Annotated in this window: 20 protein-coding genes, 1 tRNA gene and 1 pseudogene; 11 read left to right on the forward strand and 11 right to left on the reverse strand. The window is 64.6% G+C overall.

Annotated features, from left to right (window positions below):
* Window positions 1-34: 34 nt before the first annotated feature.
* From KSS94_RS08345 to KSS94_RS08370, 6 genes are all read right to left on the reverse strand, one after another.
* Entirely contained in the window at window positions 35-3,658 is a 3,624-nt protein-coding gene (locus tag KSS94_RS08345; protein WP_217842525.1) for an ATP-binding protein, read from the reverse strand.
* Window positions 3,659-3,662: 4 nt separating this feature from the next.
* Window positions 3,663-4,283, reverse strand: a complete 621-nt coding sequence (locus KSS94_RS08350) for a response regulator transcription factor (protein ID WP_217842526.1) — start codon at window positions 4,281-4,283, stop codon at window positions 3,663-3,665.
* A gap of 275 nt (window positions 4,284-4,558) precedes the next feature.
* Window positions 4,559-5,890 (reverse strand): deoxyguanosinetriphosphate triphosphohydrolase, encoded by a 1,332-nt coding sequence (locus KSS94_RS08355; RefSeq protein ID WP_217842527.1) that lies wholly within the window; start codon window positions 5,888-5,890, stop codon window positions 4,559-4,561.
* A gap of 72 nt (window positions 5,891-5,962) precedes the next feature.
* Entirely contained in the window at window positions 5,963-6,292 is a 330-nt protein-coding gene (locus tag KSS94_RS08360; RefSeq protein WP_217842528.1) for a hypothetical protein, read from the reverse strand.
* Window positions 6,289-6,663 (reverse strand): phage holin family protein, encoded by a 375-nt coding sequence (locus KSS94_RS08365; protein WP_217842529.1) that lies wholly within the window; start codon window positions 6,661-6,663, stop codon window positions 6,289-6,291. The genes KSS94_RS08360 and KSS94_RS08365 overlap by 4 nt, the downstream gene beginning before the upstream one ends.
* A gap of 9 nt (window positions 6,664-6,672) precedes the next feature.
* Window positions 6,673-6,984 (reverse strand): ElaB/YgaM/YqjD family protein, encoded by a 312-nt coding sequence (locus KSS94_RS08370; RefSeq protein WP_217842530.1) that lies wholly within the window; start codon window positions 6,982-6,984, stop codon window positions 6,673-6,675.
* Between the two features lie 298 nt (window positions 6,985-7,282).
* Here KSS94_RS08370 and KSS94_RS08375 point away from each other — a divergent pair, with 298 nt between their 5' ends.
* The 4 genes from KSS94_RS08375 to KSS94_RS08390 all read left to right on the forward strand — a co-directional run bounded on the left by KSS94_RS08375 (window position 7,283) and on the right by KSS94_RS08390 (window position 10,115).
* On the forward strand, window positions 7,283-8,491 hold the full coding sequence (locus KSS94_RS08375) for an ammonium transporter (RefSeq protein WP_217842531.1): 1,209 nt from the start codon (window positions 7,283-7,285) through the stop codon (window positions 8,489-8,491).
* Between the two features lie 77 nt (window positions 8,492-8,568).
* Window positions 8,569-8,805 carry a glutaredoxin family protein gene (locus tag KSS94_RS08380; protein ID WP_217842532.1) on the forward strand — a complete coding sequence of 79 codons (237 nt, stop codon included), beginning with the start codon at window positions 8,569-8,571 and terminating at the stop codon, window positions 8,803-8,805.
* A gap of 67 nt (window positions 8,806-8,872) precedes the next feature.
* Complete coding sequence (locus KSS94_RS08385) at window positions 8,873-9,181, forward strand: transcriptional regulator (RefSeq protein ID WP_217842533.1); 309 nt, start codon at window positions 8,873-8,875, stop codon at window positions 9,179-9,181.
* Between the two features lie 49 nt (window positions 9,182-9,230).
* Window positions 9,231-10,115, forward strand: coding sequence for a pseudouridine synthase (locus KSS94_RS08390; RefSeq protein WP_217842534.1), 885 nt, complete (start codon window positions 9,231-9,233; stop codon window positions 10,113-10,115).
* Window positions 10,116-10,190: 75 nt separating this feature from the next.
* On the opposite strand, the gene KSS94_RS08395 is transcribed toward KSS94_RS08390, so the two are convergent.
* From KSS94_RS08395 to acnA, 3 genes are all read right to left on the reverse strand, one after another.
* Window positions 10,191-11,756 carry a methyl-accepting chemotaxis protein gene (locus KSS94_RS08395; protein ID WP_217842535.1) on the reverse strand — a complete coding sequence of 522 codons (1,566 nt, stop codon included), beginning with the start codon at window positions 11,754-11,756 and terminating at the stop codon, window positions 10,191-10,193.
* A 198-nt stretch (window positions 11,757-11,954) separates the two neighbouring features.
* Complete coding sequence (locus tag KSS94_RS08400; protein WP_217842536.1) at window positions 11,955-12,731, reverse strand: CPBP family intramembrane glutamic endopeptidase; 777 nt, start codon at window positions 12,729-12,731, stop codon at window positions 11,955-11,957.
* Window positions 12,732-12,819: 88 nt separating this feature from the next.
* Window positions 12,820-15,561, reverse strand: coding sequence for an aconitate hydratase AcnA (acnA, locus tag KSS94_RS08405; RefSeq protein ID WP_217842537.1), 2,742 nt, complete (start codon window positions 15,559-15,561; stop codon window positions 12,820-12,822).
* 217 nt (window positions 15,562-15,778) lie between these two features.
* Between acnA and rlmM the strand changes: the two genes are divergently transcribed.
* From rlmM to pdxB, 3 genes are all read left to right on the forward strand, one after another.
* Window positions 15,779-16,843 (forward strand): 23S rRNA (cytidine(2498)-2'-O)-methyltransferase RlmM, encoded by a 1,065-nt coding sequence (gene rlmM / locus KSS94_RS08410; RefSeq protein ID WP_217842538.1) that lies wholly within the window; start codon window positions 15,779-15,781, stop codon window positions 16,841-16,843.
* 88 nt (window positions 16,844-16,931) lie between these two features.
* Entirely contained in the window at window positions 16,932-17,174 is a 243-nt protein-coding gene (tusA, locus tag KSS94_RS08415) for a sulfurtransferase TusA (RefSeq protein WP_217842539.1), read from the forward strand.
* Window positions 17,175-17,221: 47 nt separating this feature from the next.
* Window positions 17,222-18,364 carry a 4-phosphoerythronate dehydrogenase PdxB gene (pdxB, locus tag KSS94_RS08420; protein WP_217842540.1) on the forward strand — a complete coding sequence of 381 codons (1,143 nt, stop codon included), beginning with the start codon at window positions 17,222-17,224 and terminating at the stop codon, window positions 18,362-18,364.
* A gap of 205 nt (window positions 18,365-18,569) precedes the next feature.
* Here the strand turns inward: pdxB and KSS94_RS08425 are convergent, their stop codons facing one another.
* Entirely contained in the window at window positions 18,570-18,737 is a 168-nt protein-coding gene (locus KSS94_RS08425) for a PA1571 family protein (RefSeq protein ID WP_217842541.1), read from the reverse strand.
* Window positions 18,738-18,995: 258 nt separating this feature from the next.
* Here KSS94_RS08425 and KSS94_RS08430 point away from each other — a divergent pair, with 258 nt between their 5' ends.
* From KSS94_RS08430 to KSS94_RS08440, 4 genes and pseudogenes are all read left to right on the forward strand, one after another.
* Window positions 18,996-20,759, forward strand: coding sequence for an ABC transporter transmembrane domain-containing protein (locus tag KSS94_RS08430; protein WP_217842542.1), 1,764 nt, complete (start codon window positions 18,996-18,998; stop codon window positions 20,757-20,759).
* 812 nt (window positions 20,760-21,571) lie between these two features.
* Window positions 21,572-21,682, forward strand: a pseudogene (locus tag KSS94_RS27520) (hypothetical protein); the annotation flags it as partial.
* A gap of 228 nt (window positions 21,683-21,910) precedes the next feature.
* Window positions 21,911-22,615, forward strand: coding sequence for a methyl-accepting chemotaxis protein (locus KSS94_RS27525; RefSeq protein WP_369992142.1), 705 nt, complete (start codon window positions 21,911-21,913; stop codon window positions 22,613-22,615).
* Window positions 22,616-23,004: 389 nt separating this feature from the next.
* Window positions 23,005-24,585, forward strand: a complete 1,581-nt coding sequence (locus tag KSS94_RS08440) for a malate:quinone oxidoreductase (protein ID WP_217842544.1) — start codon at window positions 23,005-23,007, stop codon at window positions 24,583-24,585.
* 52 nt (window positions 24,586-24,637) lie between these two features.
* Here KSS94_RS08440 and KSS94_RS08445 read toward each other — a convergent pair.
* Window positions 24,638-24,714 (reverse strand) — tRNA-Pro (locus tag KSS94_RS08445).
* Window positions 24,715-24,755 lie beyond the last annotated feature (41 nt).

The following is a 24,755-nucleotide window of genomic DNA, read 5'->3' on the forward strand; positions in this document are numbered from 1 at the left end:
TATCACTGCCGGCACGCCATTGCAGCGTGCCGGGTCAGTTGCCCTCGGCCAGGTGCCTGGCCAGGGCATTCTCCACACGGCGCATGTGCCGTGCCAGTGCCTGGCGGCGAGCTTTCGCAACGCTGACCGGCAACCCCGCCTGCTGCAATGCCTCGCAGGCCGCAATCAATGCTTTCGCTTCCAGCATCCGCGCTGCGCTGAGGATCTTGTGTGCCTGCGCGGCCAGGGCTTCGCCTGCCTGGTGCGGGTCGATGGCCATGAGAATGTCCAGGTCCTGGCGCAGGCTCATCTGCAGGGTGTCGAGCAAGCGCTTGCGGTCGTTGGCATTGTCACCGGCGATGGCGCGCAGGCCTTTGAGGTCGTAACAGGGCGGGCGCGGGCAGGTGCTGTCAGCTTGCCCCTTCTGGCCCAGGGCTGCCAGGCACTGGCCAAGCAACCCCAGGCCGATGGGCTTTAACAGGCAATCGTCCATGCCGGCATCCAGACACTGCTGGCGCACCTCGGGCTGGGCGTTGGCGGTGTAGCCGAGCATCACGCACGGGGGGCGGCCATGCAGGTGCTCTTCATGGCGCACGCTTCTGGCCAACTCGTAACCATTGAGCTGTGGCATGTTGCAGTCGACGATCAGTACATCGAAGCGACCCTGGCGCCATTTGCGCAGCCCTTCATGGCCATCGCTGGCACTGTCCTGGCGTACCCCCAGGTAGGTGAGTTGCCGGGTTATCAATTGCAGGTTGGCAGGGTGGTCGTCGATCACCAGCACCTCCAGGTTGCCATCCGGGCGCTGGATTTCGTCTGCAGTGGCGGGCGGGTCGATGGCCGGCACTACACGCTGCAGCGGCATCACCAACCTTACCCGGGTACCCACGCCATGCAGGCTTTGCAGGGTCATCTCGCCGCCCATCATCGCGCACAGGTTGCGGCTGATGACCAAGCCCAGGCCACTGCCTGCCCGGGCGCCGTCACTGGCGGGGTTGGCTTGAACAAACGGGGTGAAAAGGCGTTTGAGTTCGTGTTCATGGATACCGATGCCACTGTCACGCACCTCCAGTTCAAGGGCGGTGGCAGCCGGTCCGCCTTCTGACAGCAGCCTGGCAGTAATGCGCACCTGGCCCTGCTCGGTGAACTTGATGGCATTGCTGACCAGGTTTGACAGCACCTGCTTGAACCGCAGCGGGTCGAGCAGCGCATGGCAGCGGGCCTCTTCGGCAATCACTATGTTGAGGGACACGCCCTTGTGCCGTGCCAGGCCATCGAATACCCGGCCCACGGATTCGATCAGGGCGGCAAGGTCGACTGGTTCGGGCGCCAGCGACAGGTGCCCGGACTCGATGCGGGCGATATCCAGAATATCGCCGATCAGGGCCAGCAGGTCCTTGGCCGAGTGATGGGCGACCTGCAGTGCGGGGCGGTCCGCGTGCCCCTGGTCAGCACCCCGCAAGGCAAGCTCGAGCATGCCGATCAGGGCATTCATAGGGGTGCGGATTTCGTGGCTGATGGTGGCCAGAAAGGTGCTTTTGGCGCGGTTGGCGTCATCAGCCTGCTGTTTGGCCAGGCGCAGGTCCTGGACCAGCGCCCGGCGCTCGCTGATATCGACCCAGCCGCCGATGATGCCCTGCATCTCCCCCAGCGAGTCGCGGTAGGGCAGGATCCAGTGGTAGATCATCAGCTCCCTGTTCTTCAGCTTGAGCGGGCGGTCGAGGATCAACGGGCGCCCCTCGTCCATCACCCGCTGGTAGTCGTCCTGGATCTGCTGCACATATTGGCACTGGCTGAAGCGGGTGTCCTGCAGGCGCTTGCCGATGAGCCGTTCACGGCTGGCACCGACTGCCTGCAGGTAGCTGTCGTTGCAGCTCTTCAAGCGCCCCTCGCGGTCACGCACGTACATCGGGTGGGGCGTGCCGTTGAGCAGGGCGCCCATGAACTCCAGCTGGTCGTTCAATGCGCGTTCGGCCAACTGGCGCTGCTTGATCTGGCGGCGCAGGTGGGCGTTCCAGGCAAGCGCCAGCACCAGCAGCACGGCAATCACCGCGACCACCTGCAAAATGATGCGCCGGTAGTTGCGCCAGTAGGTGTCGTCGAGCACCTCGTGGTCACGCCAGCGGCTGTTGATCACCCCCAGTTCTTCCGGTGAAACGCTCAACAGCGCCTTGTCGAGTATCGATGCCAGTTCGCGTGCCTGCGGGCTGGTGGCCATGGAGAAGGTTGCAGGTTCAGTGCCGACGGTACTGCGGATCACCAGGCGAGCGTCGCTGGCCAGCATGTGGTTGGCGTCAATGAGGGTTGCCACGGCCGCGTCCACGGCATTGCTGCCGAGCAGGGCCATGGAGTAGTAGGTGCTCTCGGTCGCCACCTGGTGGATGTGCGGGTAGTGGCTGGCCAGCAGGGCGGCCACACTGCTGTCGCGTGGCACGGCGACCCGTTTGCCGGCCAGCTCGTCGAGGTTGCTGGGTTGCTCGTTACCGATGCGGCTGACCAGCACGTAGGCGCTTTCCAGATAGGGCCGGCTGACTTGCAGTGCGGCGGCACTGCGGGTATCGGTGGACAGGGTGGCAATGATGTCGGCGCGTCCGGCGGCGAGCTGGTCGATCATGTCGCCTTCGCCGCTGGCGCGGCGTATGTCGAAGCGCAGGCCCGTGCGCAGGCGAATCACCTCCAGCAGGTCGGCGACGATCCCGCGCAGGCGCCCGTTGCTGTCGAAGAAGGTCAGCGGTGCGGCGGTGTCGTTGACTACCACACGCATCTGCGGGTGCTCACGCAACCAGCTTTCCTCGCGCGCCGTCAAGTGCAGCTTGCGGTCAGTCAGCAGGCTGCCGCTGCTGGCGCTCCAGCGCTTGAAGATATCGTTGCGGGTGGTGGCGGGCTGGGCATCGAGGGCCAGGTTGACCAGCGAAAGCAGCACCTGTTGGTCCTGGCGCAGGGCGAAGCTGAACCCGACCATTTCGTGCTTGCCGAAGTTGGCCATGCGCAAGCGCGGCAGATGGCCCTGGCTGATCAGGTAGTGGGTGGAGATGGTGTCGCCGATGAACACGTCGGCTTGCTCGAACGCCACTGCATTGAGTGCCTGGGTGGATGACTCGAAGGTCAGCAGTTCGGCACCGGGGTAGCTGGCATGAATCTCCCCAAGGGGCAGGTAGTGGTAGAGCATGCTCAGGCGCATGCCCTCAAGGCCGGTGTTCAGCGCTCGGGTTTCATCCTCGCGGGTGACCAGCACGGGTTGGTCGATGGCATAGGGGCGCGACAGCATCAGCCCCGGAGTGACTGCTTCATAGCCGTTGGCACTGCCGAGCAGGTCGATATGCCCGCTTTGCAGGGCGGCGACTGCGGCTGGCCGGCTGGGAAAGCGCTGGACCCTTACCGGCAGGCCCAGCGCGCCGCCCAACAGGCCGGCATAGTCGGCTGTCAGGCCCTGGTATTCGCGCCCGCCGGTGGTGATGTCGAATGGCGGGTAGTCCGGGGCCGAGGTGCCCAGAACCAGTTCATGGTGGCTGGCGAGCCATTGCCGTTGGCTGGCGCTGAAGGCGGGTGTGACTGTCACCGGCTTGGAGCGGCTCAGCAGTGTGTAGGGCTTGCCTTTATCGATGACTGTTGTGGCAGCCTGGGCGGTATGGCCCAGGCTCAGGCAGAGCAGCAAGCATGCGAGATGCCGTAGGGTCATCGAATCAGACCAGCGCGTTGCGTTTGGCGACATCGATCAGTTCCACCAGCGTGCCGGCGCGCAATTTTTGCATCAGGCGTTTCTTGTAGGTACTGACGGTCTTGTTACTGAGAAACATGCCCCGGGCGATATCCTTGTTGCTGCGGCCCTGGGCAAACAGTTGCAGAACCATCAGTTCTCGGTCGTTGACTTGACGGAACAGTTCGAGCTCGTGGCTGTGTTCGTCCGTGACGGGCTTGAGTACCTGGCTGGGGAAATAGTTGTAGCCGGAAAGTACTGCCTTGATGGCACTGAGCAGTTCGCAGAGGTCTTCCTGCTTGCAGACATAACCTGCGGCGCCCAGGTGCATGCAGCGGATGGCGAACAGCGCGGGCGATTGTGCGGTGAGCACCAGCACCTTGAGGGGGATGGCCATGGCCTGGAGGCGCGAGAGCATTTCCAGGCCGTCCAGTTTGGGCAAGCTGATGTCGAGAATGACCAGGTCAGGGCGGGTTTCGCGAATCATCTGCATGGCATCGACGCCGTTATCCGATTCACCAATCACCTGGTAAGTCTGGTTTTCGAGCAACATTCGAATGGCCAGGCGGATAACGGGATGATCGTCGACGATAAATACTGAGTGCATGAGCAACATTCCATCGTAGCGAGAGCAGGGGGCACATTAGCTCAGTTGAAAGTCGACGGGCAGTTGAGGGTCGGCTAAATCCTGTATATGGGAAATGCCTTACACGAAGTAAGAGTACGTGCTACAAATAATCGGGATATTCAGCTGCGGGTATGAGTTTTGTTGGGGGGTTTGTCAGATTTTTCTGTGGGTGTTTAATTGATTTAATTTGAGTAAGAAGTTTCTTACATGTGGCCGGCGGTGACAGCGGCTGTCCGCTGTCACCGCCGCTGCCTTCATGTCGGGCTGGAACGCCCGGTCATCTCGCTGGCCATCTCGCTGGCATAGCTGTCGGTCATGCCGGCAATGAAGTCGATCATGCGCAGGAACGCCGCATGCAGCGAGCCGTTCGGGTCGGGCGCGTTGTTGCCGATCAGGTCCAGCACGCGCCGACTCTTGAATGACGGCGTACGCCCGCCGTGCTGCTCAAGCGCTGCAGCACAGAAGGTGTTGAGAAGGATTTCCAGCGTGGTGTAGGCGCCGATCTCGTGCAGGGTCTTGCGTTTGTCCTGGAAGATCTTCTTGCGCGCCATGTCCTTGGCTTGCAGCACGCAACGTTGCGCCGGGCCGTGCATGTGCTCGACCAGGTCGCCAGCCAGCCGGCCGGCCAGCAGGGCATCCTGCTGCTCGACGAAGGCCTGGGCAGCGGCGTTGGTCAGGTGCTCGATGGCCTTGCCGCGCAGGATTGCCAGCTTGCGTCGGCGCGAGTCGCTCTCACCGAGCTGGCGGTAGGTTTCCGGCAGGTCGTCGCCCACCAGATCGAGCAGCAGCGCCTCGACTTCGGCGTACTGCAACAGGTCCATCTCCAGACCGTCTTCCAGGTCGATGAGGGCATAGCAGATGTCGTCGGCGGCCTCCATCAGGTATACCAGCGGGTGGCGCGCCCAGCGCTGGTGTTCCAGCTGAGGTATGCCCAGCTTGGCGGCGATCTGTTCGAGCAGCGGCAGTTCGCTCTGGTAGCAGCCGAACTTGTGCTTCTTGTAACCCAGGGCATCGGCGTGGCGGGAGGTCCAGGGGTACTTGAGGTAAGCGCCGAGGGTGGCGTAGGTCAGGCGGGTGCCGCCGTCGAACTGGTGGTACTCCAGTTGGGTGAGCACGCGAAAGCCCTGGGCATTGCCTTCGAAATTCAGAAAGTCGGCGCGTTGGTCGTCACTCATGTCGTCCAGCCAGCCACGCCCGGCAGCCTGCTGGAACCAGTGGCGGATGGCATCCTCGCCAGAATGCCCGAACGGCGGGTTGCCAATGTCATGGGCCAGGCACGCCGACTGCACGATCATGCCCAGGTCGCTGGGCTCGCACCAGTCGGGCAGGACGCCGCGCAACGTCTCGCCCACGCGCATGCCCAGCGAGCGGCCCACGCAGCTCACTTCCAGTGAGTGGGTCAGGCGGGTGTGGATATGGTCGTTGCTGGTGACCGGGTGTACTTGCGTCTTGCGCCCCAGGCGGCGGAAGGCGCCGGAAAATATGATGCGGTCGTGGTCCTTGTGGAAGGGGCTGCGGCCCAGTTCTTCAGGGCTGTACAGGGCCTTGCCCAAGCGTTCGCGGGTCAGCAGGGTGTGCCATTCCAAGGCGCGGTCTCCGTCGTGTGGGTCGGCATAGCTTCCCGCGAGTGGCGCGCCCTTGCAAGGCGCGCCTGAGCCTTACGGGCGGCGCTCGGCCCCCATGAACAGGCGGAGCAGCGGCGCCAGGCGCGTGCCCAGGCGCAGCAGCCTGGCCAGGTTGCCGCTGCGCACGCCCTTGCCGGTGAGAAAGCCCAGCGCCACCACGGCGCCCAGGCCCCATAGCGAGCCGTGCTTGACCCCCATGCCCTCGCCGAACGAGCTGCCCATGCCGCGCAGACGGTGCAGCGGTTCAAGCACCTGCCCGGACTCGTGGCGGATCTGCTGGCGGTGCATTTCCATGCGCAGGCGCAGCAAAGCCTTGCGCAGCTCCCGCGGGTTTCGTGTATCGGGTAGTTCCGGCAGGCTCATGGCAGCAGGCGCTCCCTGTCCTTGGCCAGCTCTTCGAGCGTGGCAGAAAATGGCGAGGACTCATCGAACACCGCCGCCTTGAGTTTCAGCCCGCAGTACAGCGCGGCGCAGCTGTAGAACAGGCACAGGCCGATGATGCCGGCCAGGCGATAGCTGTCCCACAGCAACACCAGGACCAGCCCCGACAGGGCGGTCAGCAGCAGCAGGGCGAATACCAGGGCCAGGCCTGCGAACAGCAGCAGGCTCAGGGTGCGGGCTTTCTGCTCCTGCAGCTCGATGCCGAACAGCTCGATGTGGCTGTGCAGCAGGCCCAGCACAGCCGCGCCCAGGCGCCTGCTGGAAGCGCCGGCGCCGATGGCGTCGTTGTCCATGGGCATTCCTCAGCGTTTGGCCAGCAGGCCGATCAACAGGCCGACGCCAGCCGCGATGCCGATGGCCTGCCAGGGGTTTTCCTGCACGTACTGTTCGGCGCTGCCCAGTGCGGCCTGGCCGCGCTGGCGCACCGAATCCTGGGTCAGTTGCAGGGTTTCACGGGCCTGGGTGAGGCGGTCGTGGATCTGCTCGCGCAGCTCATCCGCCTGGTCGCCTGCCAGGTTGGCAGTGTCGGCGAGCAGTTTTTCGGTGTCGCGGACCAGGGCCTGGAAGTCAGCCATCAAGATGTCCTGTGCAGTTTTTGCCGATTTGCTGGCCATGGGCCTCTCCCTGTGAATGTGTGTGGCTATTTCGAGTGATCGGGCAGGCCGAAGGTTCAGCACGATGTGCTGGTACAGCCTTTGCTACTGCTTGAGGCGTAGCACCCGCGAGCGCGCCGAAAACGTGCGTGGCCCGGGCAAATACCGATAAACCTTAACCCAATCCACGACAAACCCAAGAAAAAACCACGCAGGCGCCGACCCGCTCACCGAAACGGGGCAGGGGCCTGGCACCGATTCGGTGCAGGGATGCCGGTACTTGAACTGTCATGGTGCCTTTTTGCAGGTCTGCCACTTCATGGAAAACATGCACAGCGCGATGGACTCCCTGGTCCACGGCTCCAATACCCTGTTCATCCTCATGGGGGCCATCCTGGTTCTGGCCATGCACGCCGGCTTCGCGTTCCTGGAAGTCGGCACCGTGCGCCACAAGAACCAGGTCAATGCCCTGTCGAAGATCCTCAGCGATTTCGCCATCTCGGCGCTGGTGTATTTCTTCATCGGCTACTGGATCGCCTATGGCGTGAGCTTTTTCCAGCCTGCCGCCGAACTTGCTACCGACCACGGCTATGCGCTGGTGAAGTGCTTCTTTCTGCTGACCTTCGCGGCGGCCATTCCGGCGATCATCTCCGGCGGCATCGCCGAGCGCGCGCGGTTTGCCCCGCAGTTGTGCGCCACGGCGCTGATCGTGGCGTTCATCTACCCGTTCTTCGAGGGCGTGGTGTGGAACGGCAATTTCGGTGTGCAGGCCTGGTTGCAGGCACGCTTCGGTGCGCCGTTCCACGACTTTGCAGGCTCCGTGGTGGTGCATGCCATGGGCGGCTGGCTGGCGCTGGCAGCGGTGCTGTTGCTGGGCGCCCGGCGCGGGCGCTATCGCGAAGGCCGGTTGGTGGCTTTTGCGCCATCGAGCATCCCGTTCCTGGCGCTGGGGTCGTGGATCCTGATCATCGGCTGGTTCGGCTTCAACGTGATGAGCGCGCAAACGCTGCAGGGCGTCAGCGGGCTGGTGGCGATCAATTCGCTGATGGCAATGGTCGGGGGCACCTTGTCGGCGCTGTGGGCCGGGCGCAACGACCCGGGCTTCTTGCACAACGGCCCGCTGGCCGGGCTGGTGGCGATCTGCGCCGGTTCCGACCTGATGCACCCGATCGGGGCACTGGCCACCGGGCTGGTAGCCGGTGGCTTGTTCGTCTGGTGCTTCACCGCAGCGCAGAACCGCTGGAGGATCGACGATGTGCTCGGGGTATGGCCGTTGCATGGCCTGTGCGGGGTATGGGGCGGCATTGCCTGTGGCGTGTTCGGCCAGGCGGCATTGGGCGGCCTGGGTGGCGTGAGCCTGGCCAGCCAGGTGCTGGGTAGCCTGGCGGGTGTGCTGGTGGCACTGGCCGGCGGTTTTGCCGTGTACGGGCTGATCCGGGCAGTACACGGCCTGCGCCTGAGCCACGAGCAGGAGTTCCAGGGCGCCGACCTGTCGCTGCACCGCATCGGTGCCACCAGCCAGGATTGACCTGGGGCAGATGCACGATGGGCGGGGCAGACCTAGAATAAGCATCTTTCATCCATCATGCGATTTCGGGTTTGCCCATGCTCCCTGAATGCCAGTTGTTCGGTACCCTCGGGTGCCATTTGTGCGAAGTGGCTGAGGCCGTGCTCATGCCGTTCGTCGACCATGGCCTGTTGGTCGAGCTGGTCGACATCGCCGAAGACGAAGCGCTGTTCGAGCGCTACGGCCTGATCATCCCGGTACTGCGCCGCTGCGACAGCAGTGCCGAGCTGCATTGGCCGTTCGATGCCGAGCAGGTGGTGGCCTTTCTCGGTTGAGCCGCGCATTGACGCAGGTGTGGCTGGCTCCGTATGCTGTATATAAATACAGTATAGGGGTGAAGCCATGCTCAATGTCGAGCAACTCAAGTACAGCATCAACCACATGGCCCCGGAGCGTGTGTGCGACGCCGTGCTGGAACTGCGCCTCGACGGCATCGTCACCGATGAGCAAACGCCCTTTGGCAAGGTGCATTTCAATACCTGCTTCGCTGAAATCGAGGCGCTGTTCCAGCGTGCCGGCTTTCACCGTCCGCTGGATGTGGTCGGCTACCAGGGCCTGAGCTACGCCCTGTTCGACCCCGCCCGCTGGGATGCGGTGCAGGTGCTGCGCTGGCTCAAGGCGCGTTGCGAGCCGGCCGGCGAGGCTGGTTGAGCCGTGCCAGACAGGGGATAATGCCCGGCCAACTCCGCCGAGCCCGACGATGACCACACCCTTCGACCCCGCCCGCCAGCAAGCCAGTACCGTATGCCTGCCGCCTGGCCAGTGGCGCACGGTGCTCGACTGCCTGTGCGACCACTTCAAGGCCATTGGCCGTGAGGTGTGGCTCGACCGCTTTGCCCGGGGCCGGGTGCTCGATGCCCAGGGGCAGGCGATAGCCGCTGATCTGGCTTACCGCCCGGGCATGCGCTTGCACTATTTTCGCGAAGTGCCCAACGAAAAGCCCATTCCGGTGCAGGAAACCATCCTGCACATGGACGAGCACCTGGTGGTGGCCGACAAACCGCATTTTCTGCCGGTGACACCGACTGGCGAGTACGTCGAGCACACCCTGCTGCGCCGCTTGATCCGCCGCCTGGACAACCCGCACTTGGTGCCTCTGCATCGCATCGACCGGCACACCGCCGGGCTGGTGTTGTTCTCGGCCAACCCCGCAACCCGCGGCGCCTACCAGCGGCTGTTTCCCGAGCGGCGCATCGACAAACACTACCAGGCCATCGCCGCAGCCATGCCCCAGCACGCTTTCCCGTTGGTGCATTGCAGCCGACTGGTGCATGGCGAGCCGTTTTTCCGCATGCATGAGGTAGCGGGCGCCGACAACAGCGAAACCCATGCTTGCGTGCTGGAGAAGAACGGTGAGCTGTGGCGCTACGGCTTGTCGCCGGTGACTGGCAAGACGCACCAGTTGCGGGTGCACATGGCGGCCTTGGGGGCGGGGATATGCAACGATCCGTTCTACCCTGAACTTGTGGATGAGCAGGACGATTATGCACGGCCGTTGAAGTTGCTGGCGCAGAGCCTGCGTTTCGACGACCCGCTGACGGGGCAGGAGCGGTATTTCCAGAGTCGGTTGACGCTGGACTGGTAGGCAACTGGTAGCGGCCTGATCGCCGGCAAGCCGGCTCCTACATGCCGTAGGAGCCGGCTTGCCGGCGATGGCGTATCAGCGGTTGAAGCGCTCCACCAGCGAGTACTGCGTACCGGCAGTGCTGGTCAGCTCTTCACTGAGCAGCGCCGAGCGCTGGGCCTGGCCTGCGGTCTGGTCGGCCAGGTCGGCGATGGTGGCAATGTTGCGGCTGATTTCCTCGGCCACGGCAGTCTGCTCTTCGGTGGCGGCGGCAATCTGGGTGGCCATGTCAGTGATGTTGGCCACCGCCTCGCTGATGCCCACCAGTGCCTGGTCGGCTTCCATAACCCGTTCCACGCCTTCCTGGGCCTGGCGATGGCCGGTTTCCATGGTCTGCACCGCGTTGTTGGCGGTTTGCTGCAGCTTGGCGATCAGGTTGTGGATTTGCCCGGTCGACTCGGCGGTGCGCTGCGCCAACTGGCGCACCTCGTCGGCCACCACGGCGAAGCCGCGGCCCATCTCGCCGGCACGGGCCGCTTCGATGGCGGCGTTGAGTGCCAGCAGGTTGGTCTGGTCGGCAATGCCCTTGATCACGTCGACCACGCCGCCGATCTCGTCGCTGTCCTTGGCCAACTGGGTGACAGTCAGGCCGGTTTCACCCACCGCCGCCGACAGGCGCTCGATGGCATCGCGGGTTTCGCCGGCGATGTTGCGGCCCTGGCTGGTCAGGCGGTTGGCTTCCTGGGTGGCATCGGCGGTGCGCTGCACATGGTTGGCCACTTCCTGCGTGGTGGCGGCCATCTGGTTGACGGCGGCAGCCACCTGCTCGGTCTCCACGCGCTGGCGCTCCAGGCCCGAGGAACTCTGGTGGGCCAGGGTGTCGGACTGGCGAGCCTGGTCGCTGAGCTGCTCGGCGCTGTCCTGCAGGCGGGTCAGGCAGGTCTTCATGCGCGCGTCCTGGCTGAGCATGGCCATTTCCAGGCGAGCCTGCACTCCGCGGCTGTCGGTGTACATCTGCGCGATCAGCGGGTCTGAGGTGGTCTGTTCGGCCAGGCGCAGCAGGCGCTTGAGGCCGCGTTGCTGCCAGCCCAGGCCAAGCAGGCCCAGCGGTACGGACAAACCGGCAGCCAGGGCAAAGCCCCAGGAGTGGCCGAGCCAGTTGCCGATCAGGAAACCGACCTGGCTGATGAGAATGAACGGCAGCCAGTCCTGCAGCACCGGCAGCCACTTGTCGCGGCGCGGCACCGCCGGCTTGCCCTGGTTGATGCGCTGGTACAGGCCTTCGGCACGGCGGATCTGCTCGGCGGTGGGTTTGACCCGCACCGACTCGTAGCCGACCACCTGGTTGTTGTCGAACACCGGGGTAACGTAGGCGTTCACCCAGTAATGGTCGCCCGACTTGCAGCGGTTCTTGACGATGCCCATCCACGGCAGGCCCTGCTTGAGGGTCTGCCACATGTGGGCGAACACGGCTGGGGGCACGTCGGGGTGGCGCACCAGGTTGTGCGGCGCGCCCGTGAGTTCCTCGCGGGAGAACCCGCTGATCTCGATGAAGGCATCGTTGCAGTAAGTGATCACGCCTTTGGCGTTGGTGGTGGAGATCAACCGCTGCTGGGCAGGGAAAGTCCGTTCTCTCTGGGTAATCGGCTGGTTGTTACGCATTGGCTGTTCAATCCGCAAGGCTTTCGACGGGTATCGGCAAGCCTCTGGTTTTGTTGAATGAATATTTGACCGGCATTGATCTGGAGCAAAGTGCCATCATCCTGCTTGCGCTAGATGAACGCCACTTTTTGCTGCAAGTTGCTGCCAATATTGCAATTTTTGTTATGAGTCATGACAGGTCGGATCATGACCGATTGTTCAGGCCGGGGCCAGCATCGGGTAGGTGAACAAGCTGAAATGCACCAGGTTGACGAACACGTGGCACCACACCGCCACCAGCAGCCCGCCATGGCGGTAGGCCAGGCCGTAGCCCACCCCCGCCAAGGTCGAAAGGTAGAACCACTGCCAGCCAAGGGGCAGGTGTGCCAGGCCGAACAGCAGGGAAGCGGCGCCCAGCGCCAGGCCTTCATGCTTGAACAGACGTTCCAGCCCGCCCTGGATGTAGCCGCGAAACAGCAATTCTTCAGTCAGGCTGACCAGCAGCAGGTTGTTTGCCAGCCACAGCCACGCCACGTCCGGCCAGTTCGGTGCCCAGGCCACCAGCCCCAGTGCCCAGGCGCCGCCCAGGCAAGCGATCAACGTGAGGGGGCGCAGCACGGCAAGGCTCAGCAGCATGCCACGCGGGCGCAGCACGATCAGCCAGGGGCAGGCCAGCAGAACCCACAGGCCGATCAGCGGCTTGTCCAGGTTCAAATTCATGGAAAAAGGCGTCGCCCCGCGGCTCAATACCACGTCGTCGATGACCTTGGCGTTATGAAAACCGGGCAGCCAGTGCAGGGCCAGGCCGAGGGCGAGTACAAGAAACAGGCTGTGTCCCAGCGTTGTCTGCCACAGCACGGCGCGTCGAGCCAGCAGGGCAGAGCCCAATAGTGCAACCAGCACGGGCAGGGCGCCCAGGCTGATCTCACCGTGCTTGAGTGCCAGGGCGTAGCCGAGGGTAAACAGGAACAGGGCTATCCAATATGGCACGGGCATGACGGCTCCTTTTGCTGGGGGCTGGGCGATGTGCTCGACATCGCCCAGGCAACCCGAAAGGTTCGCCATGCGAACCGCAGGAGGCATATTAGGCGGCGATCAGTTGCCGAAGTACATAGTGCAAGATTCCCCCCGACTTGAAGTACTCCACCTCGTTGAGGGTGTCGATGCGGCACAGCACTTCGACCTGTTGCCGGCTGCCATCCTCACGGGTGATGCCCAGGGTCAGGTTCATGCCCGGGCGGATTTGCCCGGCGGACAGCCCCAGTACATCGATACGCTCCTTGCCGGTCAGGCCAAGGCGCTTGCGGTTGTCACCGGCCATGAACTGCAGCGGTAGCACGCCCATGCCCACCAGGTTGGAGCGGTGAATGCGCTCGAAGCTCTCGGCCAGCACCGCCTTCACGCCCAGCAGGTTGGTGCCCTTGGCGGCCCAGTCGCGGCTTGAGCCGGTGCCGTATTCCTGCCCGGCGATCACCACCAGCGGCGTACCCTCCTGCTGGTAGCGCATGGCCGCGTCATAGATCGACAGCTTCTCGCCGCTGGGGATGTGCAACGTGTTGCCGCCTTCTTCGCCGCCGAGCATTTCGTTGCGGATGCGGATGTTGGCGAAGGTGCCGCGCATCATCACTTCGTGATTGCCGCGCCGCGAACCGTAGGAGTTGAAGTCGCGTGGCTCTACGCCCTTTTCACGCAGGTAGCGCCCGGCCGGGCTGTCGGCCTTGATGTTGCCGGCGGGGGAGATGTGGTCGGTGGTCACCGAGTCGCCCAGCACAGCGAGGACGTGCGCACCCTGGATGTCGCGAATTTGCGGCAGGGGGCCGGCGATGTCGTCGAAGAACGGCGGGTGCTGGATGTAGGTGGAGTCGTCCTGCCACACGTAGGTAGCTGCCTGCGGCACCTCGATGGCCTGCCATTGGGCGTCGCCTGCGAACACTTCGGCGTATTCCTTGTGGAACATGCCGGTATCGACCTTGGCCACGGCCTCGGCGATTTCCCGCTGGCTGGGCCAGATATCGCGCAGGTACACAGGTTGGCCGTCCTTGCCGGTACCCAATGCATCGGTTGCAAGGTCCATGCGCACGGTTCCGGCCAGGGCATAGGCTACCACCAACGGCGGCGAGGCCAGCCAGTTGGTCTTCACCAGCGGGTGCACCCGGCCCTCGAAATTGCGGTTGCCCGACAGCACCGAGGCGACGGTCAGGTCGGCATTGGTGATGGCTTTTTCAATGGCCTCGTCCAGCGGGCCGGAGTTGCCGATGCAGGTGGTGCAGCCGTAGCCCACCAGGTCGAAGCCGAGTTGGTCGAGGTAGGGCGTGAGGCCCGCTGCATGGAAGTACTCGGTGACCACCTTCGAGCCCGGAGCCAGGGAGCTCTTGACCCAGGGCTTGCGCTGCAGGCCCTTCTCCACGGCCTTTTTCGCCACCAGCCCGGCCGCCATCATCACGCTGGGGTTGGAGGTGTTGGTGCACGAGGTGATGGCGGCGATCACCACCGCACCGTCACGCAGGGTGTGACTCTGGCCTTCGTGGCTGTAGTCGATCTCGCCGGCCTGGTCGGCATTGCCCACTGCCACGCCACCACCACCTTCGCTTTCCAGGCGGCCGACTTCCTTGGCCAGGGGTTTGGGTTGCAGCTCGATGAAGTGGTCGAAGGCCTGGCTGACTTGCCTCAGGGCGACCCGGTCCTGGGGCCGCTTGGGCCCGGCCAGGCTGGCCTCGACCTCGGCCATGTCCAGTGCCAGGCTGTCGCTGAACAGCGGCTCCTGGCCGGGCAGGCGCCACAGCCCCTGCTCCTTGCAATAGGCCTCGACCAGTTGCACGGTCTCATCGGGCCGGCCAGACAGGCGCAGGTAGTCGAGGGTCACCGCGTCCACCGGGAAGAAGCCACAGGTGGCGCCGTATTCCGGGGCCATGTTGGCGATGGTGGCGCGGTCGGCCAGCGCCAGGTCGGCCAGGCCGTCACCGTAGAACTCGACGAACTTGCCCACCACGCCCTTCTTGCGCAGCATCTGGGTCACCGTCAGCACCAGGTCGGTGGCGGTGATGCCCTCGCGCAGCTTGCCGGTGAGCTTGAAACCGATTACCTCGGGGATCAGCATCGACACCGGCTGGCCGAGCATGGCCGCCTCGGCCTCGATGCCGCCCACGCCCCAGCCGAGCACGCCCAGGCCATTGATCATGGTGGTGTGTGAGTCGGTGCCCACCAGGGTGTCGGGGAAGGCGTAGGTGCGGCCATCTTCTTCGCCGGTCCATACCGTGCGGCCGAGGTATTCGAGGTTGACCTGGTGGCAGATGCCGGTGCCCGGTGGTACCACGCGGAAGTTGTCGAACGCGCTCTGGCCCCAGCGCAGGAAGGCGTAGCGCTCGCCGTTGCGTTGCATCTCGATGTCGACGTTCTGGCCAAACGCCTGGGCGGTGCCGTAGCGGTCGACCATTACCGAGTGGTCGATCACCAGGTCTACCGGCGACAACGGGTTGATCCGCTGCGGGTCACCGCCGGCCTTTTGCATGGCCGCGCGCATGGCGGCCAGGTCGACCACCGCCGGCACACCGGTAAAGTCCTGCATCAGCACCCGCGCCGGGCGGTACTGGATTTCGCGGTCCGAGCGCCGCTCGCCCAGCCAGGCGGCCAGGGCGCGCAAATCGTCGCCGCTGACGGTCTTGCCGTCTTCCCAGCGCAGCAGGTTTTCCAGCAGCACCTTCAGTGACATGGGCAGGCGCTGCAGGTCGCCCAGCTTGCCGGCTGCCTCGGTGAGGCTGAAGTAGTGGTAGGTGTGGCCTGCCACCTGGAGGGTCTTGAGGGTTTTCAGGCTATCGAGCGAGGGCATGAACAACTCCTTGTGCTCCGGTGGCCCGGGGATTACTGGTTGGCCGGTGCCACCGCTTCGAATCGGCCCGCACGGCACGGGCCTGGTTGAACGGTCAGGTTAGCCCCGTTTACCGGGCCTGACCCTCTTCTGGACCGGTGGGGCGTGTCGCAGGTTCCGATCTTCCTTTATCATTCGCCGCCCTGGCGCCGCCTGCGCCAGTGATGTGGAGTGAAAAATGAATACCCTGTTCATGCATTGTCGGCCCGGCTTCGAGGGCGAGGTCTGCGCCGAAATCAGCGAACATGCAGCCATTCTGGGGGTGCCCGGTTATGCCAAGGGCAAGCCGCAGAGTGCCTGCGCCGAATTCGTCTGCAGCGAGCCTGATGGCGCCGAACGGCTGATGCATGAGCGGCGTTTCGCCCAGCTGATCTTTCCGCGCCAGTGGGCCCGCGGCCTTTATGTAGAGCTGCCGGAAACCGACCGCATCAGCGTGCTGCTGGAGCACCTGGCCGAGCTGCCGGTGTTTGGCAGCCTGTGGCTGGAGGTGCTCGACAGCAACGAAGGCAAGGAGCTGTCGACCTTCTGCCGCAAGTTCGAAGTACCGCTGCGCAAGGCACTGGAAAAGGCCGGCCGGCTGGTGGATGACGCCCGCCGCCCGCGCCTGCTGCTGACCTTCATCAGTGGCCGCCGGGTGTTCGTCGGCGTTGCTGAGGCTGATAATTCGGCGCTGTGGCCGATGGGTATCCCGCGCCTGAAATTCCCCCGCGAGGCACCCAGCCGTTCCACGCTCAAACTGGAAGAAGCCTGGCACCAGTTCATCCCGCGCGAGCAGTGGGAGCAGCGCCTGAACGACGACATGACCGGGGTCGACCTGGGCGCCTCCCCCGGCGGCTGGACCTACCAGCTGGTCAAGCGCGGCATGCTGGTTACCGCAATCGACAACGGCCCGATGGCCGAGAGCCTGATGGACACCGGCCTGGTCACCCACCTGATGGCCGACGGGTTCACCTGGAAGCCCAAGCAGACCGTGGACTGGATGGTCTGCGACATCGTCGAAAAGCCCGCGCGCACTGCGTCGCTGATCGACACCTGGCTGGGCGAGGGGCTGTGCCGCGAGGCGGTGGTCAACCTCAAGCTGCCGATGAAGCAGCGCCACGCCGAGGTACGCAAGCTGCTCGAGCGCATGGAAGAAGGCTTCAAGGCGCGCAAGGTGAAGGTGTCGATTGCCTGCAAGCAGCTGTATCACGACCGCGAGGAAGTGACCTGCCACCTGCGCCGGCTTGACCTTAAACCGCGCTGAGGCTGATCGCCTGTAGGAGCCGGCTTGCCGGCGATTGGGCTGCACCCCGATCGCCCCCATAATGAACCCCGAACCCAGCGGAGCCACCATGACCGACTTCACCCACGACGCCATCCTCGACGCTACCGGCCTGAACTGCCCGGAGCCGGTGATGATGCTGCACAAGCACGTGCGCGAGCTGAGCGCCGGCGGCGTGCTCAAGGTGATCGCCACCGACCCCTCGACCCGCCGCGACATCCCCAAGTTCTGCATCTTCCTCGGCCACGAGTTGCTCGGCCAGCAGGAAGAGGCCGGCACCTACCTGTACTGGATCCGCAAGAAGGCCGACTGAGCCGCCGGTGATCGCGCTACACTGCGCTCCCCAGACAGGAGAGCGCCATGCTGATAGTTGCCGACGAGAATATCCCGCTGCTCGATGCCTTCTTCGCCGGGTTCGGTGAAGTGCGCCGCTACCCCGGCCGGGCCATCGACGCCGCCTGCGTGAAGGACGCCGACGTGCTGCTGGTGCGTTCGGTGACCCGCGTGGACCGGCAGCTGCTGCAAGGCAGCCGGGTACGTTTCGTCGGCACCTGCACCATCGGCACCGACCACCTCGACCTCGACTACTTTGCCCAGGCGCGCATCCAGTGGAGCAGCGCCCCCGGCTGCAATGCCCGCGGCGTGGTCGACTACGTGCTGGGCAGCCTGCTGACCCTGGCCGAACTTGAGGGCGCCGACCTGAGCCGCAAGGTGTATGGCGTGGTCGGTGCCGGCGAAGTGGGCGGGCGCCTGGTGCGGGTGCTGCACGGCCTGGGCTGGAAAGTGCTGGTATGCGACCCGGTGCGCCAGGCGGCCGAAGGCGGCGATTTCGTCAGCCTCGACACGCTGCTTGAGCAATGCGACGTGATCAGCCTGCACACTCCGCTGCAGCGCGGTGGTGAGCACCCCACCTGGCATCTGCTCGATGCCCGGCGCCTGGCGCGCCTGCGCAGTGGGGCATGGCTGCTCAACGCCAGCCGTGGCCCGGTGGTGGACAACGCCGCCCTGCGTGCGCTGCTGCTGGCCCGTGAAGATGTGCACGCGGTGCTGGATGTGTGGGAGGGCGAGCCGCAGGTGGACCTGCAGCTGGCCGACCTGTGCACCCTGGCCACCCCGCATATCGCCGGCTACAGCCTGGATGGCAAGCAGCGCGGTACTGCGCAGATCTATCAGGCGCTGTGCCGGGTGCTGGGCCAACCGGCCACCGTGCAGTTGGCCGACCTGCTGCCGGCCCCGGCGTTGGCGCAGATCGAACTGCACGCCGAGGCCGACCCGGCCTGGGCGCTGGCCACCCTGTGCCGGGCGGTGTACGACCCGCGTCGAGACGATGCGGATTTTCGCCGCAGCCTGGGTGACGACCCGGCCAAGCAACGTGCGGCGTTCGACCAGTTGCGCAAGCATTACCCGGTACGCCGGGAAATCGAAGGGCTTGCCGTGCGCCTGCGCGGCGAAGCGCCGCAGCTGGCGCAGGTGGTGAGTGCCCTGGGGGCGGTATTGGCCTGAGCACACAGATGTCAGGCGCTGTACCTGTAGGAGCCGGCTTGCCGGCGATAGGGCCAGGCCTGCAAACCAGCCAGCCGGCCATTTTTGCGCCGGGGCTTGGGGCCTCATCGCCGGCAAGCCGGCTCCTACAGGGTTAGCCTGATGTCCACAAAACCCAGGCAAATAAAAACCCGGCGCAAGCGCCGGGTCGCAAGGCATTCTGTGGTCAGCCCTTCTGGACTTTCTTCACCCGGCTCGCTTCGAGCTCTTTGCAGGCTTTCTGGATCATCTGCTCGGTGATTGGCACTTCGCGCCCCTGGGCGTCGATGATCGAACCGCACACCTGGGGTTGCGGGCGCTGGGTGGTGGTGTCGTTGCTGTGTTGCAAGCTCATGTCCTGTCTCCTCATCAGGTTCAAGCTCAAGGGTACTGCGGCGCCATGACTGGCCTGTTACAACTCCCTGGCGGGCCTTGGCCAATACAGTCCACCAGAAAGCGCGGCAAAGCTCCAGCGGCCCATTAGAACGAATGAGCATAGGTGCCAGCGCTGGCGCACCAGTCCCTTGATGCGACGTTCGCCGCCGGGCGCAGGTTCCGCCAGGGGCGACCAGTGGTAGGCTTGGTACCCGTTCCCCGCCAGATGCCCGCCACCATGCCCGACCCGGTTTCCCCTCGCCAGCGCCGCGCCTTGCGCCTGAGCTGGCAGTTCATTCGCCCGTATCGTCGCCAGGCTTTGCTGGCCTTGCTGGCACTGGTGGTGACCGCCGCCATTACGCTGTCCATGGGGCAGGGCATCCGCCTGCTGGTCGACCAGGGCTTCATGACCGGCTCGGCGCACCAGCTCAACCAGACCATCGGCCTGTTCATGGTGCTGGTGCTGGCGCTGGCAGTGGGCACCTTCGCGCGCTTTTACCTGGTGTCGTGGATCGGCGAGCGTTGCGTGGCCGATATACGCCGCGCGGTGTTCGACCACCTGCTGGGCCTGCACCCGGGGTTTTTCGAGGATAACCGCAGCTCGGAGATCCAGTCGCGGCTGACCGCCGACACCACGCTGCTGCAGTCGGTGATCGGCTCGTCGCTGTCGATGTTCCTGCGCAATGCGCTGATGGTGATCGGTGGGGTGATTCTGCTGTTCGTCACCAACCCTAAGCTGACCGCCATCGTGGTGCTGGCCCTGCCACTGGTGCTGGCGCCGATCCTGCTGTTTGGCCGGCGGGCGCGCAGCCTGTCGCGGCAAAGCCAGGACCGGGTAGCCGATGTGGGCAGCTACGTGGCCGAGACCCTGGGCCAGATCAAGACCGTGCAGACCTACAACCACGAAGCACGCGACCGCCTGTTGTTCGCCGATACCGTGGAGGCCGCGTTCACTGTGGCGCGGCGGCGCATCACCCAGCGCGCCTGGCTGATTACTCTGGTGATCGTGCTGGTACTCGGGGCGGTGGCGGTGATGCTTTGGGTGGGCGGCACGGATGTGATCGCCGGGCGGATTTCCGGGGGCGAGCTTGCGGCATTCGTGTTTTACAGCCTGATCGTCGGCAGTGCCTTCGGCACCCTCAGCGAGGTGATCGGTGAGCTGCAACGCGCCGCAGGCGCCGCCGAACGCATCGCCGAACTGCTGGCGGCGCAGAGCGATATCCTAGCGCCGGCCACGCCTTTGGCCATGGCCCGTGCCCGTGGCCAGATCGAGCTGCGCGATGTGCGCTTTGCCTACCCGTCGCGGCCTGGGGTGGCGGCCATCGATGGCTTGAGCCTGCTGGTGCAGCCTGGCCAGACGGTGGCCCTGGTGGGCCCCTCAGGGGCCGGCAAGTCGACCCTGTTCGACCTGCTGCTGCGCTTTTACGACCCGCAGTCGGGCAGCATCCTGCTCGATGGCCAGGTGATCAGCGAGCTGTCGCCGGCAGCGCTGCGTGCCCAGTTCGCCCTGGTGGCCCAGCAGCCGGCGCTGTTTCGCGGCACGGTCGAGGCCAATATCCGCTACGGCCGCCCCGAGGCGAGCCTCGCCGAGGTCGAGTCCGCCGCGCGCAGCGCGCATGCCCATGAGTTCATCGCGCAATTGCCCCAGGGCTACCAGACGCCGCTGGGCGAGGGTGGGGTAGGGCTGTCCGGTGGTCAGCGTCAGCGCTTGGCGATTGCCCGGGCATTGTTGGTGGATGCGCCGATCTTGCTGCTGGACGAGGCCACCAGTGCGCTGGATGCGCAAAGCGAGCACCTGATTCAACAAGCGTTGCCGCAACTGATGGCCGGGCGCACCACCCTGGTGATCGCCCACCGCCTGGCCACGGTGCAGCACGCCGACCGTATCGCGGTGATCGACCAGGGGCGGTTGGTGGCGGTGGGCACGCACCGTCAGCTGATCGAAGAAAGCCCGCTGTACGCGCGGTTGGCGGCGTTGCAGTTCAACAGCGATATCGCCTGAATGGATTCACCCCTGGGGGCGGCAGCTATGGCGCCGTCGGCAGGGGCAGATTGCCTTCAACCTGTAACAATTCTGTAGCAATTGCCTGAGAGTATCTGCCTCAGCTGTTGCGTATGTGCTCGACCTGGCTGCCTTCGAACGATGGCAGCTTTTTTTTGGCCTGCGAACGAGGACAAGGATGTCTTAGTCGGCGCTGCCTCGGCGCGTCGTTCCTTTAATTCCTTGTTCCGAGACCTGCAATGTTGCGTAAATCCCTTCGCGTACAAATTCTCACCTTGCTGGGCGGCAGCCTGGCGGCGATGTTGCTGATCGCCCTGGTGTGCTTCCAGTTTTTGTCTTCCAGCGTGCGTGGCTACGCCGAGCTGGTGGATGGGCCGCTGCGCGCCTCGCAGTTGATCGACGAGGCCAACCTGCAGTTCAAGATCCAGGTGCAGGAATGGAAAAACGTGCTGCTGCGTGGCCGCCAGCCGGCCGAGCTGGACAAGTACTGGCAGCAGTTCCAGGCCCGTGAGCAGCAGGTGCAGCAGTTGCTCGGGCAGTTGGCCGACAACAGCAGCCCGGCGATGAAGGCGCCGCTGGAGCAACTGCGCGACAGCCACCGGCAACTGGGTGTGGCCTACGAGCGTGGGCGCCAGGCCTTCGTTGCCGCCGGTGGTGACCCGGTGGCGGGGGATGCCGCGGTCAAGGGCGTGGACCGCGCCGCCAGCGAGCAGATGAGCGCGCTGGTGGAGCAGTTGCGCGCCGATGCCCGTGGCCGCGCCGCAGACATCAGCGCCAACGCCGAGCGCACGGTGTGGCTGGGTGTGCTGGTGATGCTGGGGTCTGCGTTACTGGTGGGGCTGTTCAGCCTGTGGCTGGTGAACCGCAGCCTGGTGGAGCCGATCCGCCAGTTGATCGAGTACGTGGCCCAGCTCAGCCAGGGGCGCTTCGCTGCGCGTGTCGACAGCCGCCGCGAGGACGAGCTGGGGCGCCTGGCGTTGGCGGCCAACACCTTGCGCGACTTTTTGGCTGACACCGTCGGCCGGCTCAAGGACAACGCCGAGGAGCTGGAAAGCGCCAGTGGCCAGCTGCGCAGCATCGCCGGCGATATGGCCAATGGTACCCACGACCAGTTTCAGCGTACCGACCAGGTGGCCACGGCCATGCACGAGATGTCGGCCACCGCGCAAGAGGTCGCACGCCATGCTGCCGAGGCGGCGCGGGCGGCGGATGACGCCGACCACAGCGCCCAGGCCGGCGAGCAGGTGATGCAGCAGACCATTGACATCATCGGTGTGGTCAACCGCGAGATTGCCGGCACTGCTGCGGTGATTCGCCACCTGGAGAGCGACAGCACGCGGATTGGCAAGGTGCTGGAAGTGATCCGCGGCATTGCCGAGCAAACCAACCTACTGGCGCTGAACGCGGCCATCGAGGCGGCTCGGGCCGGCGAGGCCGGGCGTGGTTTTGCCGTGGTGGCTGATGAAGTGCGTAGCCTGGCCCAGCGTACTGCGGCGTCGATTGCCGAGATTCACCAGATCATCGAGGCGGTGCAGTCGGGGGCAGTGGAGGCGGTCAAGGCCATCGAGAGTGGCCAGCAGCGCAGCGAGGAGGGGGCCGAGCAGGTGCAGCAGGCGGGGCAGATGCTGCAGCGCATCACCACTGCTGTGGAGGCGATTCGCGACATGAACCGGCAGATCGCCACGGCGGCGGAGGAGCAGACCAGTGTGGCTGAGGATATTTCGCGGAACCTGATCGAGATTACCCGGATTGCCACGGCCAACCAGCAGGCGGTGCAGCATACCGAGCAGGCGGGGCAGCGGTTGCATGGGTTGTCGGGGCAATTGGGGGAAGTGACTGCTCGGTTGAGCGCTTGAGTGTCTGTTGGTTAGTTGGCTAGTTGGTTTTGAAAGAGGTATGCGCATTCATTATTTGTAGTGACGCTTATTCACCTTTCCGCCCAACATAAGGGCGGAAAGGTGACGAAAAGCGCTTATCGTCAATGAATGCGCATACATCTCCGAAAGCAAGCACTATGAGCCCGGAACCGGAACCGGAACCGGAACCGGAACCGGAACCGGAACCGGAACCGGAACCCAAACCCAAGCGGGGGGAATCCCGCCACCCACCCGACCCCATCCCCACCCCTGTGGCGGTTTGTCGCCATCACCCCCACCACCCCATCCCGCAAACCAAGGCCCCCAACCCGGTTGGCACGCTCTTCGCTATCGCAGCCCGCGATAACACCAACAACCGGAAAGCTCCAATGAAGAAAATCCTGCTGACGTTCCTCTGCCTGAGCGTCATCGGTTGCTCTAAACCCGAAGAGCCCCAGAAAACCGTCGATGTGCTGCTGATCGGCGGCGGCATCATGAGCGCCAGCCTGGGCACCTACCTCACCGAGCTTGAGCCCGGCTGGAAGGTGGACATCTACGAGCGCATGGACCAGGTCGCCGAAGAAAGCTCCAACGCCTGGAACAACGCCGGCACCGGCCACTCCGCCTTCTGCGAGCTGAACTACACCAGCGAAGGCAAGGACGGCAGCATCGACATCAGCAAGGCGGTCAACGTCAACGAGCAGTTCGAGGTGTCCAAGCAGTTCTGGGCCTACCAGGTCGAGCAGGGCGTGCTGAGCAACCCGCGCTCGTTCATCAACAATGTGCCGCACATGAGCTTCGTCTGGGGTGAAGAGAACATCGCGTTTTTGCACAAGCGCGTCGCCGCCCTGCAGCACAGCCCGCTGTTCCGCGGAATGGAAATCTCCGAAGACCACGAGCAGATCCGCAAGTGGGTGCCGCTGGTAATGGAAGGGCGTGACCCCGACCAGCGCGTGGCCGCCACCCGCATGGCCATCGGTACCGACGTGAACTTCGGCGAGATCACCCGCCAGCTGTTCGCCTCGATGACCCGCAACCCCAATGTCAAACTGCACCTGGGCCACGAAGTGCGCGACATCGTGCGTAACGACGATGGCAGCTGGAATGTGGTGGTGGCCGACCTTGCCAGTGGCCAGCAAAACGAGGTCAAGGCGAGGTTCGTGTTCATCGGCGCTGGGGGTGGCGCGTTGAAGCTGCTGCAACAGTCCGCCATCCCCGAAGCCGACGGCTATGCCGGCTTCCCGGTGGGCGGCCAGTTCCTGATGACCGACAATGCCGATACCGTCGCCCGGCACAAGGCCAAGCTGTACGGCAAGGCCTCGGTCGGCGCGCCGCCGATGTCGGTGCCGCACCTCGACACCCGCATGATCGACGGCAAGCAGGTGCTGCTGTTCGGCCCGTTCGCGACTTTCTCCACCAAGTACCTCAAGCACGGTTCGCTGCTGGACATGTTCGCCTCGCTGACCCGCCACAACCTGAGCCCGATGCTGCATGCCGGCATCGACAACCTTGACCTCAGCACCTACCTGATGGGCCAGCTGATGCTCAGCTTCGACGACCGCATGGCGGCGTTGCGTGAGTACTTCCCCAATGCGAAGAACGAAGACTGGCAACTGCTGCAGGCCGGCCAGCGCGTGCAGGTGATCAAGAAAGACGCAGTGCACGGTGGAATCCTGCAGTTTGGTACCGAAGTGGTGGCCGCCCAGGACGGCAGCATTGCCGCGTTGCTGGGCGCCTCGCCCGGTGCTTCGACCGCTGCGCCAATCATGCTGACGGTGCTGGAGAAGACCTTCAAGGACCGTATCAAGACCCCCGAATGGCAGGCCAAACTCAAAGAGATCGTGCCCACCTACGGGCAGAAGCTGAACGACGACCTGGCGCTGACCAACAAGACCCGCGAGTGGAGCAGTGCGCGGTTGCAGTTGCTGTATGTGCCGGTGTTGCCGGAAGCGGCTGTGAGCCTGCAATAAGGCTTTCCGCCAGGCACAAAAAAGCCCGCGCAAGGCGGGCTTTTCAGGGATTTGGTCGGAGAGACAGGATTCGAACCTGCGGCCTTCTCGTCCCGAACGAGACGCGCTACCTGGCTGCGCTACACTCCGATGACCGAAATGCTACTGCATGGTTTTTTTCAACGCAACCC

The sequence above is a fragment of the Pseudomonas fakonensis genome (genome assembly GCF_019139895.1).
Classification (GTDB): Bacteria; Pseudomonadota; Gammaproteobacteria; order Pseudomonadales; family Pseudomonadaceae; genus Aquipseudomonas; species Aquipseudomonas fakonensis.

Excerpts from the sequence above, each read along its gene's own strand:
- rlmM (WP_217842538.1), top strand. The coding sequence starts at position 15,779 with ATGAATACCCTGTTCATGCATTGTCGGCCCGGCTTCGAGGGCGAGGTC.
- KSS94_RS08350 (WP_217842526.1), bottom strand. The coding sequence starts at position 4,283 with ATGCACTCAGTATTTATCGTCGACGATCATCCCGTTATCCGCCTGGCC.
- KSS94_RS08375 (WP_217842531.1), top strand. The coding sequence starts at position 7,283 with ATGGAAAACATGCACAGCGCGATGGACTCCCTGGTCCACGGCTCCAAT.
- KSS94_RS08390 (WP_217842534.1), top strand. The coding sequence starts at position 9,231 with ATGACCACACCCTTCGACCCCGCCCGCCAGCAAGCCAGTACCGTATGC.
- KSS94_RS08425 (WP_217842541.1), bottom strand. The coding sequence starts at position 18,737 with ATGAGCTTGCAACACAGCAACGACACCACCACCCAGCGCCCGCAACCC.
- KSS94_RS08345 (WP_217842525.1), bottom strand. The coding sequence starts at position 3,658 with ATGACCCTACGGCATCTCGCATGCTTGCTGCTCTGCCTGAGCCTGGGC.
- KSS94_RS08360 (WP_217842528.1), bottom strand. The coding sequence starts at position 6,292 with ATGAGCCTGCCGGAACTACCCGATACACGAAACCCGCGGGAGCTGCGC.
- KSS94_RS08370 (WP_217842530.1), bottom strand. The coding sequence starts at position 6,984 with ATGGCCAGCAAATCGGCAAAAACTGCACAGGACATCTTGATGGCTGAC.
- KSS94_RS08395 (WP_217842535.1), bottom strand. The coding sequence starts at position 11,756 with ATGCGTAACAACCAGCCGATTACCCAGAGAGAACGGACTTTCCCTGCC.
- KSS94_RS08380 (WP_217842532.1), top strand. The coding sequence starts at position 8,569 with ATGCTCCCTGAATGCCAGTTGTTCGGTACCCTCGGGTGCCATTTGTGC.
- KSS94_RS08440 (WP_217842544.1), top strand. The coding sequence starts at position 23,005 with ATGAAGAAAATCCTGCTGACGTTCCTCTGCCTGAGCGTCATCGGTTGC.
- KSS94_RS08430 (WP_217842542.1), top strand. The coding sequence starts at position 18,996 with ATGCCCGACCCGGTTTCCCCTCGCCAGCGCCGCGCCTTGCGCCTGAGC.
- KSS94_RS08365 (WP_217842529.1), bottom strand. The coding sequence starts at position 6,663 with ATGGACAACGACGCCATCGGCGCCGGCGCTTCCAGCAGGCGCCTGGGC.
- KSS94_RS08385 (WP_217842533.1), top strand. The coding sequence starts at position 8,873 with ATGCTCAATGTCGAGCAACTCAAGTACAGCATCAACCACATGGCCCCG.
- KSS94_RS08400 (WP_217842536.1), bottom strand. The coding sequence starts at position 12,731 with ATGCCCGTGCCATATTGGATAGCCCTGTTCCTGTTTACCCTCGGCTAC.
- pdxB (WP_217842540.1), top strand. The coding sequence starts at position 17,222 with ATGCTGATAGTTGCCGACGAGAATATCCCGCTGCTCGATGCCTTCTTC.
- tusA (WP_217842539.1), top strand. The coding sequence starts at position 16,932 with ATGACCGACTTCACCCACGACGCCATCCTCGACGCTACCGGCCTGAAC.
- KSS94_RS27525 (WP_369992142.1), top strand. The coding sequence starts at position 21,911 with ATGTCGGCCACCGCGCAAGAGGTCGCACGCCATGCTGCCGAGGCGGCG.
- acnA (WP_217842537.1), bottom strand. The coding sequence starts at position 15,561 with ATGCCCTCGCTCGATAGCCTGAAAACCCTCAAGACCCTCCAGGTGGCA.